This is a genomic window from Streptomyces sp. IBSNAI002 (assembly GCF_052244475.1).
Classification (GTDB): domain Bacteria; phylum Actinomycetota; class Actinomycetes; order Streptomycetales; family Streptomycetaceae; genus Streptomyces.
Window position 1 is genome coordinate 5,682,674 of sequence record NZ_JBQPXG010000002.1, and the last position, 16,385, is coordinate 5,699,058.

The 16,385-nt window shown below is 71.9% G+C and carries 17 protein-coding genes; 9 read left to right on the forward strand and 8 right to left on the reverse strand.

Annotated elements, in window-relative coordinates; all coding sequences use genetic code 11:
• Positions 1-29: 29 nt before the first annotated feature.
• Positions 30-1,226, reverse strand: coding sequence for a globin domain-containing protein (locus ACTVZO_RS27540; protein WP_443300906.1), 1,197 nt, complete (start codon positions 1,224-1,226; stop codon positions 30-32).
• A 157-nt stretch (positions 1,227-1,383) separates the two neighbouring features.
• Positions 1,384-1,839, reverse strand: a complete 456-nt coding sequence (locus ACTVZO_RS27545; RefSeq protein ID WP_443300907.1) for an RrF2 family transcriptional regulator — start codon at positions 1,837-1,839, stop codon at positions 1,384-1,386.
• Between the two features lie 219 nt (positions 1,840-2,058).
• Between ACTVZO_RS27545 and ACTVZO_RS27550 the strand changes: the two genes are divergently transcribed.
• From ACTVZO_RS27550 to ACTVZO_RS27565, 4 genes are all read left to right on the forward strand, one after another.
• A complete protein-coding gene (locus tag ACTVZO_RS27550; RefSeq protein ID WP_443300908.1) occupies positions 2,059-3,465 on the forward strand; it encodes a family 2B encapsulin nanocompartment shell protein in 1,407 nt (468 codons plus the stop codon).
• 38 nt (positions 3,466-3,503) lie between these two features.
• Positions 3,504-4,553 carry a family 2 encapsulin nanocompartment cargo protein polyprenyl transferase gene (locus tag ACTVZO_RS27555; protein WP_443300909.1) on the forward strand — a complete coding sequence of 350 codons (1,050 nt, stop codon included), beginning with the start codon at positions 3,504-3,506 and terminating at the stop codon, positions 4,551-4,553.
• Positions 4,554-4,663: 110 nt separating this feature from the next.
• On the forward strand, positions 4,664-5,257 hold the full coding sequence (locus tag ACTVZO_RS27560) for a GNAT family N-acetyltransferase (protein ID WP_443300910.1): 594 nt from the start codon (positions 4,664-4,666) through the stop codon (positions 5,255-5,257).
• A gap of 124 nt (positions 5,258-5,381) precedes the next feature.
• Positions 5,382-5,963: a dihydrofolate reductase family protein gene (locus tag ACTVZO_RS27565; RefSeq protein ID WP_443300911.1), complete on the forward strand. Its 582-nt coding sequence runs from the start codon at positions 5,382-5,384 to the stop codon at positions 5,961-5,963.
• Between the two features lie 130 nt (positions 5,964-6,093).
• Here ACTVZO_RS27565 and snpA read toward each other — a convergent pair whose 3' ends face one another.
• Positions 6,094-6,747 (reverse strand): snapalysin, encoded by a 654-nt coding sequence (gene snpA, locus ACTVZO_RS27570; RefSeq protein WP_443300912.1) that lies wholly within the window; start codon positions 6,745-6,747, stop codon positions 6,094-6,096.
• 210 nt (positions 6,748-6,957) lie between these two features.
• On the opposite strand from snpA, the gene ACTVZO_RS27575 reads away from it, so the two are divergent.
• Entirely contained in the window at positions 6,958-7,893 is a 936-nt protein-coding gene (locus tag ACTVZO_RS27575) for a LysR family transcriptional regulator (RefSeq protein ID WP_443300913.1), read from the forward strand.
• 22 nt (positions 7,894-7,915) lie between these two features.
• Here ACTVZO_RS27575 and ACTVZO_RS27580 read toward each other — a convergent pair whose 3' ends face one another.
• The gene (locus tag ACTVZO_RS27580) at positions 7,916-8,737 is read right to left on the reverse strand and encodes a hypothetical protein (RefSeq protein ID WP_443300914.1); all 822 of its coding nucleotides are present in this window, start codon (positions 8,735-8,737) and stop codon (positions 7,916-7,918) included.
• Positions 8,738-8,902: 165 nt separating this feature from the next.
• Between ACTVZO_RS27580 and ACTVZO_RS27585 the strand changes: the two genes are divergently transcribed.
• A complete protein-coding gene (locus ACTVZO_RS27585; protein WP_443300915.1) occupies positions 8,903-9,844 on the forward strand; it encodes a DUF4097 family beta strand repeat-containing protein in 942 nt (313 codons plus the stop codon).
• Position 9,845: 1 nt separating this feature from the next.
• Entirely contained in the window at positions 9,846-10,748 is a 903-nt protein-coding gene (locus tag ACTVZO_RS27590) for a helix-turn-helix transcriptional regulator (protein ID WP_443300916.1), read from the forward strand.
• Positions 10,749-10,753: 5 nt separating this feature from the next.
• On the opposite strand, the gene ACTVZO_RS27595 is transcribed toward ACTVZO_RS27590, so the two are convergent.
• From ACTVZO_RS27595 to ACTVZO_RS27610, 4 genes are all read right to left on the reverse strand, one after another.
• Entirely contained in the window at positions 10,754-11,326 is a 573-nt protein-coding gene (locus ACTVZO_RS27595) for a Clp protease N-terminal domain-containing protein (protein WP_443300917.1), read from the reverse strand.
• A complete protein-coding gene (locus tag ACTVZO_RS27600) occupies positions 11,326-11,535 on the reverse strand; it encodes a helix-turn-helix domain-containing protein (protein ID WP_008741547.1) in 210 nt (69 codons plus the stop codon). Before ACTVZO_RS27600 ends, ACTVZO_RS27595 begins: the two co-directional genes overlap by 1 nt.
• Before the next feature lie 50 nt (positions 11,536-11,585).
• Positions 11,586-12,548: a zinc-binding dehydrogenase gene (locus ACTVZO_RS27605; RefSeq protein WP_443300918.1), complete on the reverse strand. Its 963-nt coding sequence runs from the start codon at positions 12,546-12,548 to the stop codon at positions 11,586-11,588.
• A 181-nt stretch (positions 12,549-12,729) separates the two neighbouring features.
• On the reverse strand, positions 12,730-13,932 hold the full coding sequence (locus ACTVZO_RS27610) for an NAD(P)-dependent malic enzyme (protein ID WP_443300919.1): 1,203 nt from the start codon (positions 13,930-13,932) through the stop codon (positions 12,730-12,732).
• 525 nt (positions 13,933-14,457) lie between these two features.
• On the opposite strand from ACTVZO_RS27610, the gene ACTVZO_RS27615 reads away from it, so the two are divergent.
• On the forward strand, positions 14,458-15,402 hold the full coding sequence (locus ACTVZO_RS27615; protein ID WP_443300920.1) for an ABC transporter substrate-binding protein: 945 nt from the start codon (positions 14,458-14,460) through the stop codon (positions 15,400-15,402).
• 29 nt (positions 15,403-15,431) lie between these two features.
• Positions 15,432-16,382: an amino acid ABC transporter permease gene (locus ACTVZO_RS27620; protein ID WP_443300921.1), complete on the forward strand. Its 951-nt coding sequence runs from the start codon at positions 15,432-15,434 to the stop codon at positions 16,380-16,382.
• Positions 16,383-16,385: the final 3 nt, after the last annotated feature.

Sequence of the window (16,385 nt, forward strand, 5' to 3'; positions counted from 1 at the left end):
TACGGCGAGCGAGCCGATCCGGACAGCCGTCAGGCCGAGGCGAGCCACAGGTCCGGGCCGAACACCTCGTAGTGGATGTCGGCGGCGGACACCCCCTTGGCCAGCAGCTGCTCGCGGACCGACCGCATGAAGGGCAGCGGCCCGCACAGGTAGGCCCGGGTGCCGGGCGCGACCGGGACGGCGGCCAGGTCGAGGCGGCCCGTGCCGTCGCAGGGCTCGGCGGACTGCTCGTACCAGAACCGGGCCGACGCGTCGGCCAGCTTGTGCGTGAGCGCCCGGTGGTCGGCGCGCAGCGGGTGGTCGGCCGGGGACCGGTCGGCGTGCAGGACGGTCACCGGCGCGCTGTGCCCGGTGTCGGCCAGGTGTTCCAGCATCGAGAGGATCGGGGTGCAGCCGATGCCGGCCGAGGCGAGCAGGACCGGGGCGGCGGAGTCCCGCAGGACCAGGTCGCCGTACGGGGCCGAGACGCGCAGGGTGTCACCGGCCCGGACCCGGGCGTGCAGGTGGTTCGAGACCTCGCCGTCCGGGCCCGCCGCGGCCGTGGCGTGCACCCGCTTGACGGTGATCGCCCGGACCGGGGAGCCGGGGGAGGTGGAGAGGCTGTACTGGCGGATCTGGCGGGCGCCGTCGGGGAGTTCGACCTGGACGGAGACGTACTGGCCGGGCTTGAAGGCGGGCGCCGGGGCCCCGTCGGCCGGGGCCATCCGGAAGGTCGTGCAGTCCGCGGTCTCCTCGACCCGGCCGGTGACGGTCCACTCGCGCCACACGTCGCCGGCGACGACCTGCCGCTCGGCGTAGAGGCGCTCCTCGATGGCGACGAGGGCGTTGGCCATCAGCCAGTAGACCTCGTCCCAGGCCTCGGCGACCTCCGGGGTGACGGCCTCGCCGAGGATCTCGGCGATCGCCTCGAAGAGGTACCGGTGCACGACCGGGTACTGCTCGCGGGTGACTCCCAGGGAGGCGTGCTTGTGGGCGATGCGGCCCAGCATCACGTCGGGGCGGGTGTCCGGGTGCTCGACGAGGTGGGTCGCGAAGGAGGCGATGGAGCCGGCGAGGGCCTGCTTCTGGAGGCCGGCGTTCTGGTTGCCCCGGTTGAACAGGTCGCGCAGGAGTTCCGGGTGGGCCGCGAACAGCTTCGCGTAGAAGAGCTCCGTGATCTCGCCGATCGCCGCGCCCACGGCGGGCAGGGTGGCTCGTACGGTCGCGGTCGACTTCTCGGAAAGCATCGGGACTCCTCGTGGGTCGGATCGTTGAATTGGAATGTGAAATGCATGTTTTTGACCAGGGGGCCGCCCTGGATGGGGACTTCTGTTCGAACATCCCCGCCGGGCTCAGCCTAGGCGGGCCCCTCGCCGGTGCGAACCGGCCATCCGGCCCGGCGTGTCAGGGCCTTTCGGCCCCCGCGGCCGCGCCGCCCGAGATGCCCAGCAGCAGCGGTCCGGTCGGGGCCGCCACCAGGTCGTTCACCGTCAGCGGGTCCAGCGCGGCGAAGAACGCCTCCTGGGCCCGGCGCAGCGCCCCGCGCAGTACGCAGCCGCCGGCCAGCGGGCACGGGACGGTGCCTTCGCAGTCCACGACGTCGCCCGCGCCCTCCAGTTCGCGCACCACCCCGCCCACCGAGGCGCGCCGCCCGGCGGGGGTCAGGGCGAGCCCGCCGCCGCGGCCGCGCCGCGCCTCGACCAGGCCGAGGTGCTGCAGCCTGGCGACCACCTTCGCCGTGTGCGTGTACGGGACCTCCATGGTCGCCGCGACCTCGCGCGTGGTCGGGAGGTCGGTCTCCTCGACGGCCAGGCGCATCAGGACGCGCAGGGCGAGGTCGGTGAAGCGGGTCAGGCGCATGGGTCCAGCGTAGAAAACTTGCATCCAGGATGCAAGATATGCGGATCGCGGGTGGCCGGAACCGGTGGGTCCAGAGGGGTGTGTGGGGGAGGAGATGAACCCAAGAGAGTGCCCCGCGCCCGGACGGAGTAGTCCCACCCTTTTGTGTAATGGTCTCACCACGTTCCGTACTGGAAGGCTGCGTATCGCAGATTCATGGAGTGATCGAAAGGGAAATACATGTCGGTCCAGGCAGGTTCCGAAACCGAAGCCCAGGCGCCGCAGCGCAGTCTCGGGACGTCGGCCGCACGGAACTTGGCAACCACGACCAAGTCCGCGCCGCAGATGCAGGAGATCACCTCCCGGTGGCTGCTGAAGATGCTGCCGTGGGTGTCCGTGCAGGGCGGCACGTACCGCGTCAACCGACGGCTGAGCTACTCGGTCGGCGACGGGCGCGTCGAGTTCATCAAGACCGGGACCCAGGTCCAGGTGATCCCGGCCGAGCTCGGCGAGCTCCCGCTGCTGAGGGAGTACGAGGACCTCGACGTCCTCGGCGAGCTCGCCCAGCGGTGCCAGCAGATCGACTTCGAGGCCGGCCAGGAGCTCACCTCCTTCGGCAACGCCTCCGACCGCGTCTACCTCCTCGCCCACGGCCGCATCGACCACGTCGGCCCCGGCCCCTACGGTGACGACGCCGTCCTGCGGACCGTCGCCGACGGCGCGTACTTCGGTGAGGACTCCCTCGTCGACGAGGAGGCGATCTGGGAGTACACCGCCCGCGCCGCCACCTCCGGCACCGCGCTCTCCCTGTCCCGGCAGGACTTCCAGCTGCTCGCCGACCGCGTCGAATCCCTGCGCGAGCACGTGAACCAGGTGCGGACGCAGCCCGCCCAGCGCACCAACAAGTACGGCGAGGCGGCCATCGACCTGTCCGCCGGCCACCAGGGCGAGGCCGTGCTCCCCGGCACCTTCGTCGACTACGACGCCCACCCGCGCGAGTACGAGCTCTCCATTGCACAAACGGTCCTGCGGGTGCACACGCGCGTCGCCGACCTGTACAACCAGCCGATGAACCAGACCGAGCAGCAGTTGCGGCTCACGGTCGAGGCGCTGCGCGAGCGCCAGGAGCACGAGATGCTCAACAACCGCGACTTCGGGCTGCTCCACAACACCGACTACGACCAGCGCATCCAGCCGCACGACGGCGCGCCCAGCCCCGACGACATGGACCAGCTGCTCAGCATGCGGCGCGGCTCCAAGTTCTTCCTCGCGCACCCCAAGGCCATCGCCGCCTTCGGCCGCGAGTGCAACAAGCGCGGCCTGTACCCGGAGTCGGTGGACATCGGCGGCAACCGGGTGCCGGCCTGGCGCGGGGTGCCGATCTTCCCGAGCAACAAGATCCCGATCAGCGACGCCCGCACCACGTCCATCCTGTGCATGCGCACCGGTGAGGAGGAGCAGGGCGTGATCGGCCTGCACCAGCCGGGCATCCCGGACGAGATCGAGCCGAGCCTGTCGGTCCGCTTCATGGGGATCAGCGAGCAGGCGATCATCTCCTACCTGGTCACCGCCTACTTCTCCGCCGCGGTGCTGGTACCGGACGCGCTCGGCGTGCTGGAGAACGTCGAGATCGGCCGCTGGCGCTGAGGGGGCCGGCCGAAGAGCGACGGGGACACGGACCCGCCATGGCGACCACCGAGGCCACCGCGACCGGCGAGGGCCAGGAGGCGGCGGTCCTGCTGGAGCGGACGAGAGAAGCGGTCAATCCGGAACTGCGCCGGACGGTCGAGAGCCTGCCCGGTTCGATGCGGCACGTCGCGATGTACCACTTCGGCTGGGAACACGAGGACGGCACACCGGCCGCGGGCAACGCGGGCAAGGCCATCCGGCCGGCCCTGGTGCTGGCCGCGGCCCAGGCAGTGCGAGGACCGGGCGGGCAGGTGGAGGACGCCGTCCGGGCGGCGGTGGCCGTGGAGCTGGCGCACAACTTCACGCTGCTGCACGACGACGTCATCGACAAGGACTCCCGGCGCCGCGGCCGGGCCACCGCCTGGACCGTGTTCGGGATACCGGACGCGATCATCGCCGGCGACGCCATGATGGCGCTCGCGCTGCGGCTGTTCGCGGAGGACCCGCACCCGGCGGCGGCGGCGGCCTCGGCGCGGCTCGCGGCCTGTGTCATCGAGCTGTGCGCGGGCCAGCAGGCGGACTGCGCCTTCGAACAGCGCGCGTACGTCTCGCTCGACGAGTGCCTGACCATGGCGACGGCCAAGACCGGTGCCCTGCTGGGCTGCGCCTGCGCGCTGGGCGCGCTGTACGCGGGCGCGGGGCCGGACGAGGTCGACGCCATGGACGCGTTCGGGCGGGAGGCCGGGCTGGCCTTCCAGCTGATCGACGACCTGATCGGCATCTGGGGGGATCCGGGGCACACCGGCAAGCCCGCCGGGGCCGATCTGCTGGCCCGCAAGAAGTCCCTCCCGGTCGTGGCCGCCCTCACCTCGGGCACCGAGGCGGGGGAGGAGCTGGCGGCCCTGTACGCGGGCCCCATGACCGGGGACGACGTACGCAGGGCGGCCGACGCGGTGGACCGGGCGGGCGGGCGCGACTGGGCGCAGGCCCATGCCGCGGACCGGATGGGCCGGGCCGTGCAGCAGCTGTCCCGGGCCGTACCGGATCTCGGGGCGGCGGGCGGACTGCTGGCGCTCGCGGAGTTCGTGACGCGCCGTACGCGGTGACGGGCGGTCCGGTTCCGGCACCGAGGGGTGCCGGAACCGGACTGTCCGCGTTCCGGGCCCAACTCTAGGATCGCTCAAGGTTGTTGATGATTGAGCGAAGGGTGTGGCCCATGGGGCTGGAGATACGTCAGGCGGATCAGTCGGACCGGGACGCGGTGGCGCGGCTGCTCGACGAGGCCTTCCGCACCGACCCGGTGAGCAGCTGGGTCTTCCCGGACCCGGAGCACCGGGCCGCGGTGCACGGCAAGTTCCTCGGCGTGTTCGTGGACGTGGCGCTGGCCGAGGGGCGGATCGACTACGCCGTCGACGGCTCGGCGGCCGCGCTGTGGCTGCGGATCCCGGCGGGCGAGCCGGAGGGGGAGGACGAGATCCCCGCGAAGATGCGGGCCGTGGCCGACCCGGACAACGAGCGCTGCGAGCTCGTCGGCCGGCTGACGGGTGCGGTGCACCCGACGTCGGAGGAGCACGAGTACCTGCTGATGATCGCGGTCGACCCGGCCCGGCAGGGGGAGGGGCTGGGCACCGAGCTGATGCGGCCCGTGCTGGACCGCTGCGACCGGGAGGGCCTGCCGGCGTACCTGGAGGCGAGCAGCGAGCGCAGCAAGGGGCTGTACGAGCGGCTCGGCTGGGAGTTCACGGGCGAGGCGGTACGGCTTCCGGGCGGGCCGCTGATGTGGCCGATGTGGCGCAAGCCGCAGGGGTAGTGGCGGCGGGCGGTCGCAGGTGCGGCGCCGGGGCGTGCGGAAGCGGTTTGCGTAACCACTTCACTCGAAGTACTTTGGTTGACGTGCCCCGGTGCGGCGGCACTGTCGAACGGAAGAGAATCGCTTGCGCAAGCTCACGTACTTCGTCGCGACGTCGGTCGACGGCTTCATCGCCGACCCGGACGGAGACGGCGACTACCTCAACCGCTGGGTGGAGCCCGGGTACGCCGAGGACATGTTCGGCGAGTTCCCGGAGACGGTGCCCACCCACGTCCGGGCCGAGCTCGGCCTCGAAGGCGCGGTGGGGAAGCACTTCGACGCGGTCCTGATGGGGCGCGCCACCTATGACGCCGGGCTGCGGGTGGGGATCACCAGCCCGTACGCGCATCTGGACCAGTACGTCGCCTCCCGGTCCCTCGGCACCTCGCCCGACCCGGCCGTCGAAATCGTCTCGGGCGACGTGGCCGCGCGCGTACGGCGGCTGAAGCAGCTGCCGGGCCTCGGGGTCTGGCTCTGCGGCGGCGCCGACCTGGCCGGGCAGCTGGCCGAGGAGATCGACGAGTTCGTCGTGAAGACGTACCCGGTGTTCGCCGGATCCGGCATCCCGATGTCCCGCGCCGGCTTCGCCCCCCGCGAGCTGGAGCTGACCGACCTCAAGCGCTACGGCGGAGGGCAGGTCGTGAGCACGTACCTGCGCAGGCGCTGACCCGCCGGACGCGGAAAGCCGGCCCGCCCGGGAGGGCGGGCCGGTGTGAAACGGCGGAGGGCGCACCCTGCCGGAACCGGGGCTGCCACGCGGCACGCGGCTCCGGCAGGGTTCCGTCCCGGGTCTCGTCCTAGCTCTTCGACCCCAGGCCGGAGGCGGCCAGGCCGTTGGCCCACAGCTGGTTGACGCGCGCCCGCTCGGCGCTGTTCGGGTTGGCGTTCTGGCACGAGGTGCCCGGGCCGCCGCCCGACATCAGTTCGCTGCACGGGCCCGAGTAGTGGTCCGGGAGGCCCAGCACGTGGCCGGTCTCGTGCGAGGTCACCCGGGTGGAGTTGTACTGCTGGTTCTGCCGGTGGTCGAGGAAGATGTAGCCCCGGCCGTGGCCGTCCGTGCTCGCGTACGAACCGCGCGGGTCGTTGCCCTCGCGGTAGGAGAAGTTCCCGCCGGAGGAGACCTCCTGCAGCCTGACGTTGCTCACCGAGCTGTTCCAGATCTGCGTGGAGCGGGCTATCTGGGTGCGGAAGCTCGGGGCGTTGCGGGTGTTGTAGGTGACGGTCACGGCCAGGGCGCCGGGGTTCGCGGCGCGCTGCTCGGCGACCGAGCGCTGTACGGCTTCGAAGAAGGCCTGGTTGGCGGCCTGGTTCTCCGGCGAGCGCTCGTACGCGGCGTAACTCGCGGTGCTGCCGGGGGTGGCGGCGCTGGCGGTGGGGACGACGCCGCCGAGGGAGGCGGCCAGGCCGAGGCCGACGGTGGTGGCCAGCATGGCCTTACGGGAGTGGCGCATGTGGGGGAGCTCCTACTCGTCCGGTGCGGTGGGGGGTGGGTCGTTCGCACCGGAGTCTGAGGGAGCGGAAGTGTGCTGCGGATGATGTCACTGCCCGATAGTGCGGGGCTATCGGGAAGTTTTCGACAGATCAACTGGTGTGAGAATGGCGGGATTCGGGGGGCTATAGGTGGCTGGTGCGTCCCACCGGCCGCCGCCTACCCTCGGGTCATGGAGCTTGAGGTCAGGCACCTGCGCGCACTGTGCGCCATCGCCGACGCCGGGAGTCTGCACAAAGCGGCCCGGCAGCTCGGTGTGAGCCAGCCCTCCCTCACGACCCAGCTGCGCCGGATCGAACGGGCCCTGGACGGCGAGCTGTTCCTGCGTGACCGGACCGGCTGCCGGCCCACCCCCTTCGGGCGCACCGTACTGGGCCGGGCCCGTCCGCTGCTCGCCGAGATGGCCGCGCTGGTGGCGGAGGCCCGGGCGCTCGCGCACGGGCCGCGGCTGCGGATCGGCTCCACGGCCAGCCGTGCGCTGCCGGGGTGGCTCCGGCGGATCCACCGGCGGCTGCCGGACACCGAGACCTCGCTGGTGGTGGACGTGTCCGCCAACGCACTGCTGCGGATGGCGGCTTCGGGGCAGCTGGACGTGGCCTTCGTGCACGAGGTGGAGGGCAGCCCGCTGCGGGTGCCGGCCGGGCTGCAGCTGCGCGTGCTGATGGAGCGCGAGCCGCAGTTCGTGTCGATGTCACGGGACCATCCGGCCGCCCGGCACGCGGTGGTGTCCTTACGGGACCTGGCCGAGGACCGCTGGATGGTGGACCCGTCGGTCGACGGCGAATGGGACGGCCTGCGGCGGGTCTTCGCCGGGGCCGGGCTGGACCCGCCGGTGCTGCACGCCGACTACCACACCGCGAGCTCGCTGATCGTCTCCGGCGAGGCGGTGGCTCCCTGCCAGCCGACCTCGGGGCCGCGCGAGGACATGGCGATCCGGCCGCTGTCCGGCGACCCCCTCGCCGTACGGCTGCTCCTGGCGACCCGGCCCGGTGCCCATCCGGAGCTCTACGAGGATCTGCGCGCCGCGTACCGAGAGGTGGCGCTGCTGACGCCGCCGTACCGCGCCTGGCTCCACCACCACGCGAGCCCTCTGCTCGAGGCGGCGTAGCCGGGGGCCGGCCAGACACCCCCTAAGGCGCGGGCCGGCGGCGGGTCCGGGCGTAGGCGAGGGACAGGGCGCCCTGGGTGACCAGGGCGGCGCCCGCCGCTGCCCAGCCGGGGCTTCGGCGGCGGGCCGCCCAGGCCAGCAGCGGTGCGCCCGCGGCCAGCTGGGCCGCCCCCAGCAGCCGGGCCTTCGGGCCGCGCACCCACGGTCCCAGCGGGCCCTCCTCCACCGCGTCGAGCTCCGCCCGCACCGCGTCGCGCCAGCCGGACCACTGCACGGCCTCGGCGCCGGGCGCGCCGCGCGCCGCCTCCCGCAGCCGGTCGGCGGGTTCGCCGGGGGCCAGCCCGGCGGGCAGTGCCAGGCCGGCGCGGCCCAGCAGGGCGATCAGCGCGAGCAGCCGGGCCTCGCCGTCGACCGCGGGGTCGGCGGCCGGGCGGGTCAGCCGCTCCAGCTCCTCCAGGTCGAGTACGGGGTCCAGGCCGAGCCGGGCCGCCAGGGTCCGCATGGCGTCGGGCTCGCCGGCCGGCCCGCCGAGCCGGTCCCACTCGTAGGCGGCGGTGCGCCGGAACCCGCTCGCCAGGGCGAACCCGGTCCGTCCGCCCTCCCACCACAGGCTCAGCACGGGCCAGTTGGCGCCGACCGCGACCGCAGAGGCCCAGCCGGAGAGCACCTCGGCCACGGTCCCCTCGCCGTCGAGCCACGGCGTGGCCTCGGGAACGAGCACGGTCCACTCGCCCGCCGGGGCGAGCAGCAGGTGGACGCGCAGCAGGTGCGCGGCGGGGCGGGCGGCGAGGGGCTCGGCACGGCAGACGAGCAGTCCGCCGGCCGGGGTCCGGGAGATCGGCATGTCCACACGCTAAGGCAAACCGCCCCAATTGGCCCAAAGGGGGGACTTTGGCGGCAGTCCCGACCACTTGACTTCCCCAGACCGCGATATATCGTGTTCCTCAGAAGACGCGATATGTTGCGTGCGTCGAGACCCGTCCGTGAACGTACGAGGAGGATCAGCCCCATGGCCGAGCAGGCGTCGCAGTCGACGTGGCACATCGCCGAAGCGCAGAAGCTCACCTTCGGGGAGCCGGTGACCGAGCTCCGCGTCCGCCTCGTGAGCGGCACGGTGAACGTGGTCGCCGCCGAGGAGGGCCCGGCCCGCCTGGAGGTGACCGGCGTCGAGGGACCGCCCCTGTACGTGGTGCAGGAGGGCGGCTCGCTCACCGTTTCCTACGAGGACCTGCCCTGGAACGGCGCCCAGGGCTTCAAGCAGTGGTGGGAGGCCAAGCCGTGGAAGGCGTGGTCGGGATCCGCCTCCGGCCGCAAGGCCTGGGAGCGCAGCGCCGCCGTCACCCTCACCGTCCCCGCCGGCACCCAGGTGGAGGTGGGCGTGGTCGACGCCACCGCCTTCGTCTCCGGGATCTCCGGCGGCGCCGCGGTCAACACGGTCTCCGGCGACGCCACGCTGTCCGGGCTGTCGGGCCGGGTCAAGGCGCACACGGTCTCCGGCAGCGTCGAGGCCCAGTCCGTCACCGGTGACCTCGGCTTCCACTCGGTGTCCGGCGGGCTGACGGTGGTCGACGGCGCGGGCGTGAGCGTACGGGGCGACTCGGTCAGCGGCGACATGCTCATCGACCTGGACCTCGACCCCGCCGCCCCGCGCCCCGTGGACATCGCGGTCAACTCCGTCTCCGGCCAGGTCGCCATCCGGCTGCCGCACCCCGCCGACACCCGGGTGGAGGCCAACACCGCCACCGGCGGCGTCTCCAACGCCTTCGAGGACCTGCGGGTCTCCGGCCACCTGGGCGCCAAGCGGATCACCGGGACCCTCGGCTCGGGCACCGGCACCCTGCGGGCCACCACGGTCTCGGGAGCCATCGCGCTGCTGCGCCGCCCGCCCGCCGAGGCCGAGACCGCCGCCTCCGCCGCCGCCCCCCTCGCGCTCGACAAGAAGGTGCTCTGACATGCCGCCCGTCTTCGCCCACGGCCGCCTCCGCCTCTACCTCCTCAAGCTGCTGGACGAGGCCCCGCGGCACGGGTACGAGGTGATCCGCCTGCTGGAGGAGCGGTTCCAGGGCCTGTACGCGCCCTCCGCGGGCACGGTGTACCCGCGGCTGGCCAAGCTGGAGGCCGAAGGCCTGGTCACGCACGCCACCGAAGGCGGGCGCAAGGTGTACTCGATCACCGAGGCGGGCCGGGCCGAACTGGCCGACCGCGGCGGCGAACTCGCCGACCTGGAGCTCGAGATCCGGGACTCGGTCACCGAACTGGCCGCCGAGATCCGCGACGACGTCCGGGGCGCGGCCGGTGAACTGCGGCGCGAGATGCGGGCCGCGGCCTCCGCGTCGGCGACCCGGGTCGAGGACGAGTCCTGGAAGGCGGCCAAGGAGGAGCTGAGCCGGGCGCGCCAGGAGTGGAAGGAGCAGGCGCGGCGGGCCAGGGACGAGAGCCGCCGGGCCCGCGAGGAGGCCCAGCAGGCCCGCCGGCAGGCCAAGGAGGCCCAGGAGCGCGCCCGCGAGGAGGTCCAGCGCATCGCCGGGCAGCTCCAGGAGCAGTTCGCCAAGTCGGGCGGGGTACTGGGCAGTCTGGCCGGAGCGTGGCTCGGCGGGAGCGGCCCGGCGCCGGGCGCGGCGCCGGGCGCGCAGACGGGGTCCGCCGCGCCGCCCGTGGCCGACACCGACTGGGCCGAGGACCTGGCTCCCACCGGGGACCCGGCGCGGGACCTGGACCGGCTGCTGGACCGCTTCCGCGACGAGGTGCGCGACGCCGCGCGGGACCACGGGGTGACCCCGGTCCGGCTGGCCGAGGCCCGCGCCCACCTCGCGGCGGCCGCCGCCCGGCTGGGGGCGACGCTGCGCGCCGGATAGGCGGGTCAGGCCGCCGGCAGGACCGTTTCCGCCGTGCCGTAGGTGATGCCGTGGTCCGTCAGGACCTCGGAGGCCGTGCCGGGGCGGGAGAGCAGCGCCAGCAGCAGGTGCACGGCGCCGATGTGGTGGTCCTTGCGGCCCAGCGCGATCCGCAGGGACTGCTCCAGGACCTTCTTCGCGTCCTCGGTGAAGCGGACGTGGCGGTTCCCGCCGCCGTCCGGCTCGGCGCGGCCCAGGGCGGAGCGCAGCGAGGCGCCCAGGGTCCGCCGGCGCGGCGCCGGGGTCGCCAGCGCGCCCTCGCCGTGGGTCTCCTCGATCCGGGAGACGATCTGCGTCAGGTCGATGCCGAGTCCGGCCAGCGCCTCCTCGTCCGCCCGGGACATGCCGCCCCGGCGGCGGGCCGCCGCGAGGTCGGCGGTCATCGCCGTGCGGTCCGCGCCCAGCGGGTCCAGCACGCCCAGGGCCAGCAGGGACAGCAGCAGGTGCTCCGCGGTGACCGCGGGGGCCCCGGCCCGCCGGGCCTCGGCCACCGCGCCCGTCACGGCCGACCGGGCCTCGCGGGTGAAGCGTTCGAACATCAGACCCTCCCGTGCTTCTTGTGCACGGCCTGCCGGCTCACGCCCAGCTCGGCCGCGATCTCCTGCCAGGACCAGCCCTGCGCGCGGGCACTGCGCACCTGTACGGCCTCCAGCTGCTCCAGCAGCCTGCGGAGGGCGGCCACGGCACGCAGGCCCACGCGCGGGTCACGGTCACCGGCCCGCTCGGCGAGATCAGTGGCTTCCGTCATAAGTGTCAATGTAGGTTGACGCGGGAGGTGGCGTCAACCCCCGTTGACAATCAGGGCTTGAGGACGATCTTGCCGAAGAGGTCGCCCGACGCGAGCTTCTCGAAGCCCTCGCGCGCCCGGTCCAGCGGCAGCACCTCGTCGATGACCGGCCGCACCCCGGTGGTCGCACAGAACGCCAGCAGGTCCTCCAGCTCGTCCTTCGAGCCCATCGTCGAGCCGACCACCTTCAGCTCCAGGAAGAAGATGCGGGTCAGCTCGGCGTGCGCCGGCCGGTCGCCGCTCGTCGCGCCGGAGATGACCAGGGTGCCGCCCGGCCGCAGGGACTTCACCGAGTGCGACCAGGTGGCCGCGCCCACCGTCTCGATCACGGCGTCCACCCGCTGCGGCAGCCGCGCGCCCGGCTCGTACGCCTCCAGGGCGCCCAGCTCCACGGCGCGCTTGCGCTTGGCCTCGTCCCGGCTGGTGGCGAAGACGCGCAGGCCCGCGGCCTTGCCGAGGATGATGGCCGCGGTGGCGACCCCGCCGCCGGCGCCCTGGACGAGCACGGAGTCCCCGGGGCGGACCCCGGCGTTGGTGAACAGCATCCGGTACGCCGTCAGCCAGGCCGTCGGCAGACAGGCGGCCTCCTCGAAGGAGAGCCCGGCGGGCTTGCGCAGCACGTTCCACGCGGGCACGGTGACCTGCTCGGCGAAGGTGCCCTGGTAGCGCTCGGTCAGGATCGAGCGGGGCTCGTCCGGGCCGACCCCGTGGCCGCTCTGGCCGATCACGGAGTGCAGGACGACCTCGTTGCCGTCCTGGTCGGTTCCGGCGGCGTCGCAGCCGAGGATCATCGGGAGTTTGTCCTCGCCGAGGCCGACCCCGCGCAGCGACCACAGGTCGTGGTGGTTGAGGGAGGCGGCCTTGACGTTGACGGTCACCCACCCGGGCCGGGCCCCGGGAGCCGGGCGCTCGCCCAGCTCCAGGCCGTTCAGCGGGTGGTCACGGTCGATTCGGGCGGCATAGGCAGCGAACATGCCGTGACGCTACCGCTCGGTAGGGCGGGGGTTCCAGCCCCTGCGGGACCGGGACGGTGAGGCCTTCGTCGCACCGGGCCCGGGCCGGAGCGGGTACGGAGCCGTGGAACACCGAAAAAGCGGGGCCCGGCCGGATCGCTCCGGCCGGGCCCCGCCCGTACAGCTCGGCTCAGCTCGGCGGTCAGGCCAGGCGGGCCACGCCGTCGGCCTTGGCGGCGGCGGCGACGGCCGTGGAGACGGCCGCGGCCACGCGCTCGTCGAAGGGCGACGGGATCACGTAGTCGGCGGAGAGCTCGTCACCCACGACACCGGCGATGGCGTCGGCGGCGGCGATCTTCATGCCCTCGGTGATCCGGGTGGCGCGCACCTTGAGGGCGCCCGCGAAGATGCCCGGGAACGCCAGCACGTTGTTGATCTGGTTCGGGAAGTCCGAGCGGCCCGTGGCCACGACCGCCGCGTACTTGTGCGCGACGTCCGGGTGGACCTCCGGGTTCGGGTTGGCCATGGCGAAGACGAACGCGTCCTTCGCCATCGAGGCCACCGCCGCCTCCGGAACCGTTCCGCCGGAGACGCCGATGAAGACGTCCGCGCCCGCGAGGGCCTGCTCCAGCGAGCCGGTCTGGCCCGTCCTGTTGGTCAGGCCCGCGATCTCCGCCTTGACGTCCGTCAGGTCGGTGCGGTCCGCCGAGACCACGCCCTTGCGGTCGGTCACGCAGACGTCGCCGATGCCCGCGTCCACCAGGATCTTGGCGATGGCGATGCCCGCGGCGCCCGCGCCCGAGATCACGGCGCGCAGGTCGCCGAGCGTGCGCCCGGTGAGCTTCGCGGCGTTGCGCAGCGCGGCCAGCGTCACGATGGCCGTGCCGTGCTGGTCGTCGTGGAAGATCGGGATGTCGAGGGCCTCCTGGAGGCGGCGCTCGATCTCGAAGCAGCGGGGAGCGGAGATGTCCTCCAGGTTCACCCCGCCGAAGGACGGCGCGAGACGGATGACCGTCTCGATGATCTCGTCCGTGTCCTTGGTGGCGAGCGCGATCGGGACCGCGTCCACGCCGCCGAACTGCTTGAAGAGAATGGCCTTGCCCTCCATCACGGGGAGGGAGGCCTCGGGGCCGATGTCACCGAGCCCGAGCACGGCCGTGCCGTCGGTGACGACGGCGACCACGTTGGACTTCCAGGTGTACTCGTTCACCAGGTCCGGCTGCTCGGCGATGGCGCTGCACACTTTCGCCACGCCGGGGGTGTACGCGAGGGACAGGTCGTCCTTGTTGGTGACCGGGACCGTGGCCTGGATGGCCATCTTGCCGCCCCGGTGCAGGGCGAACACCGCGTCCGGGTTGTTGTCCGTCGCGCTGTCGGTGTGAGGGTTGACGATCTCCGCTGCCACTTTGTGTGACCCCTTAAGTCCTTTGAATCGTTGAGGGTGGCCACTCCTGGTTAAGGGGTGGGCGGGCACCGCGTTCGTACTCCGCATCGGCGGTTGGACCGCCTCCGCGAAGGGGAGGTTCGTACGCGCGGGCGCGCCGCACGCGCGCCCTGAGCCCCGGATGAGGGGTGTAAGGATCTGTTCTACCGGATGAACGCTCACCCAGACGAGTCGATTCCGGCTCGACCATAGGCTGCTTGTCATGGTTTTGGCTAAAAGTCCAAACCCTTGTGTCCAATGGGCGAGACGCACCGCAAATAGTGAGGCCGAACTGCCTGGTCGCGGGGGTTTGTGCGGCTCCGAGGCGCCCTGCCCGCAGTCCTGTTGGGTAGCCGGGCGTGTCCGTTATCTGATTTTGACCTCATGGGCAGCCTGAATGCGTCAGTCCGAATGGCAAGATGCCGTAATCACACAAGGTCGCGACACTCGATGGTGCGTGCCCGACCCCCTTTTCGGTGCTTTTCCACCAGCCGGAGGAACCAGCTCATGACCGCAAGCATCACCCGTCGTACGACCGCCGCCCGGTCCCGGATCGCCGCGGTCGGCGCGATCGCGGTCGCCGGTGCCCTGATCCTGACCGGCTGTGGCGACCAGACCGACAGCGGCTCCGCGGCCAAGGAGAAGACGAGCGATGCTCCGCTGTTCTCCAAGCTGCCGAAGAAGATCCAGGACGCCGGTGTCGTCAAGGTCGGTTCCGACACCGCTTACGCGCCGATGGAGTACGTCGAGGGCGGCAAGATCGTCGGTGTCGACCCGGACATCGCCGAGGCGCTGGGCAAGCAGCTCGGTGTGGAGTTCAAGTTCACCTCCGGCACCTTCGACGGCCTGCTGACCTCCCTGGAGACCGGCCGCCAGGACGTCGCGATGTCGTCCATCACGGACAACAAGAAGCGCCAGGAGGGCCTGGACGACGACGGCAAGAAGATCGGCAAGGGCGTCGACTTCGTCGACTACTTCTCCTCCGGTGTCTCGCTGCTGGTCAAGAAGGGCAACCCGGACAACATCAAGTCCCTCGACGACCTCTGCGGCAAGACGGTCGCCGTCCAGCGCGGCACCACGTACGAGGACACCTTCAAGGCCCAGGCCGAGAAGTGCGGCGACAAGAAGCTCACCATCGAGGCCTTCGACACCGACGCCGAGGCGCAGACCCGCGTCAAGGCCGGCGGCGCCGTGGCCGACCTGAACGACTACCCGGTCACCGCGTACGCCGCGAAGACCTCCGGCGGCGGCAACGACTTCGAGGTCGCCGGCGAGCAGGCCGACGTCGGCCTCTTCGGCATCGCCGTCTCCAAGGACAACACGGAGCTGCGCGACGCCATCAAGGAAGCCCTCGACGCCATCATCAAGGACGGCTCCTACGCCAAGGTCCTGGAGAAGTGGAACGTGAAGGACAGCGCCGTGCCGTCCGCCACGGTCAACGCAGGCAAGTGATCCGAGCGCTCCACTGAAGGGCAGTCGTTGTGACTGACAAGAACGACAAGGGTCCGGCCGTGCCTGTGCCGGCCGGGCCCGGTGCCTCGGGTATCCCGTATGAGGCGATCAAGGCGATTCCGGTGCGGCATTACGGGCGCTGGATCAGTGCGGTCGTGGTGGCCGTGCTGTTGGCGTGGCTGGTGTACGCGTTCTCCCAGGGCAAGATCATCTGGGGTACGGTCGGCGACAAGCTGTTCGATCCCGCGGTCCTGAGCGGTCTGGGCAACACGGTCATCATCAGTGTGGCGTCGATGGCGCTGGGTCTGGTGCTGGGCATCGTGTTCGCGGTGATGCGGCTCTCGCACAACCCGGTCACGAGTTTCGTGTCGTGGCTGTACATCTGGTTCTTCCGCGGTACCCCGGTCTATGTGCAGCTGCTGGTGTGGTTCAGCCTTCCGCTGATCTTCCAGTACATCAACCTGGGTCCCATCTACAAGAACGAGACCGTCGATGTGATGACGCCGTTCATGGTGGCCCTGCTGGGGCTTGGCCTGAACGAGGGCGCCTATATGGCGGAGATCGTGCGTGCGGGTATCCAGTCCGTCGACGAGGGGCAGAGCGAGGCCTCGCACGCGCTGGGCATGACGCGTACGCAGACGATGCGCCGGGTGGTGCTGCCGCAGGCGATGCGGGTGATCATCCCGCCGACCGGCAATGAGTTCATCAACATGCTGAAGACCTCTTCGCTGGTGTCGGCGGTGCAGTACACCGAGCTGCTGCGGGCCAGTTCGAACATCGGGTCGACGGCGGGTGCGATCATCGAGATGTATTTCGTCGCCTCGATCTGGTATCTGGCGTTGACCAGTGTCTTCAGTGTCGGCCAGTACTACCTGGAGCGGCGTTACGCGCGCGGTTCGCTGCGGAGTCTGCCGCCGACGCCGTTCGAGCGGCTGAAGGCCAACCTGAACATGTTCCGCCGTACGGAGGTGACCAAGTGACCG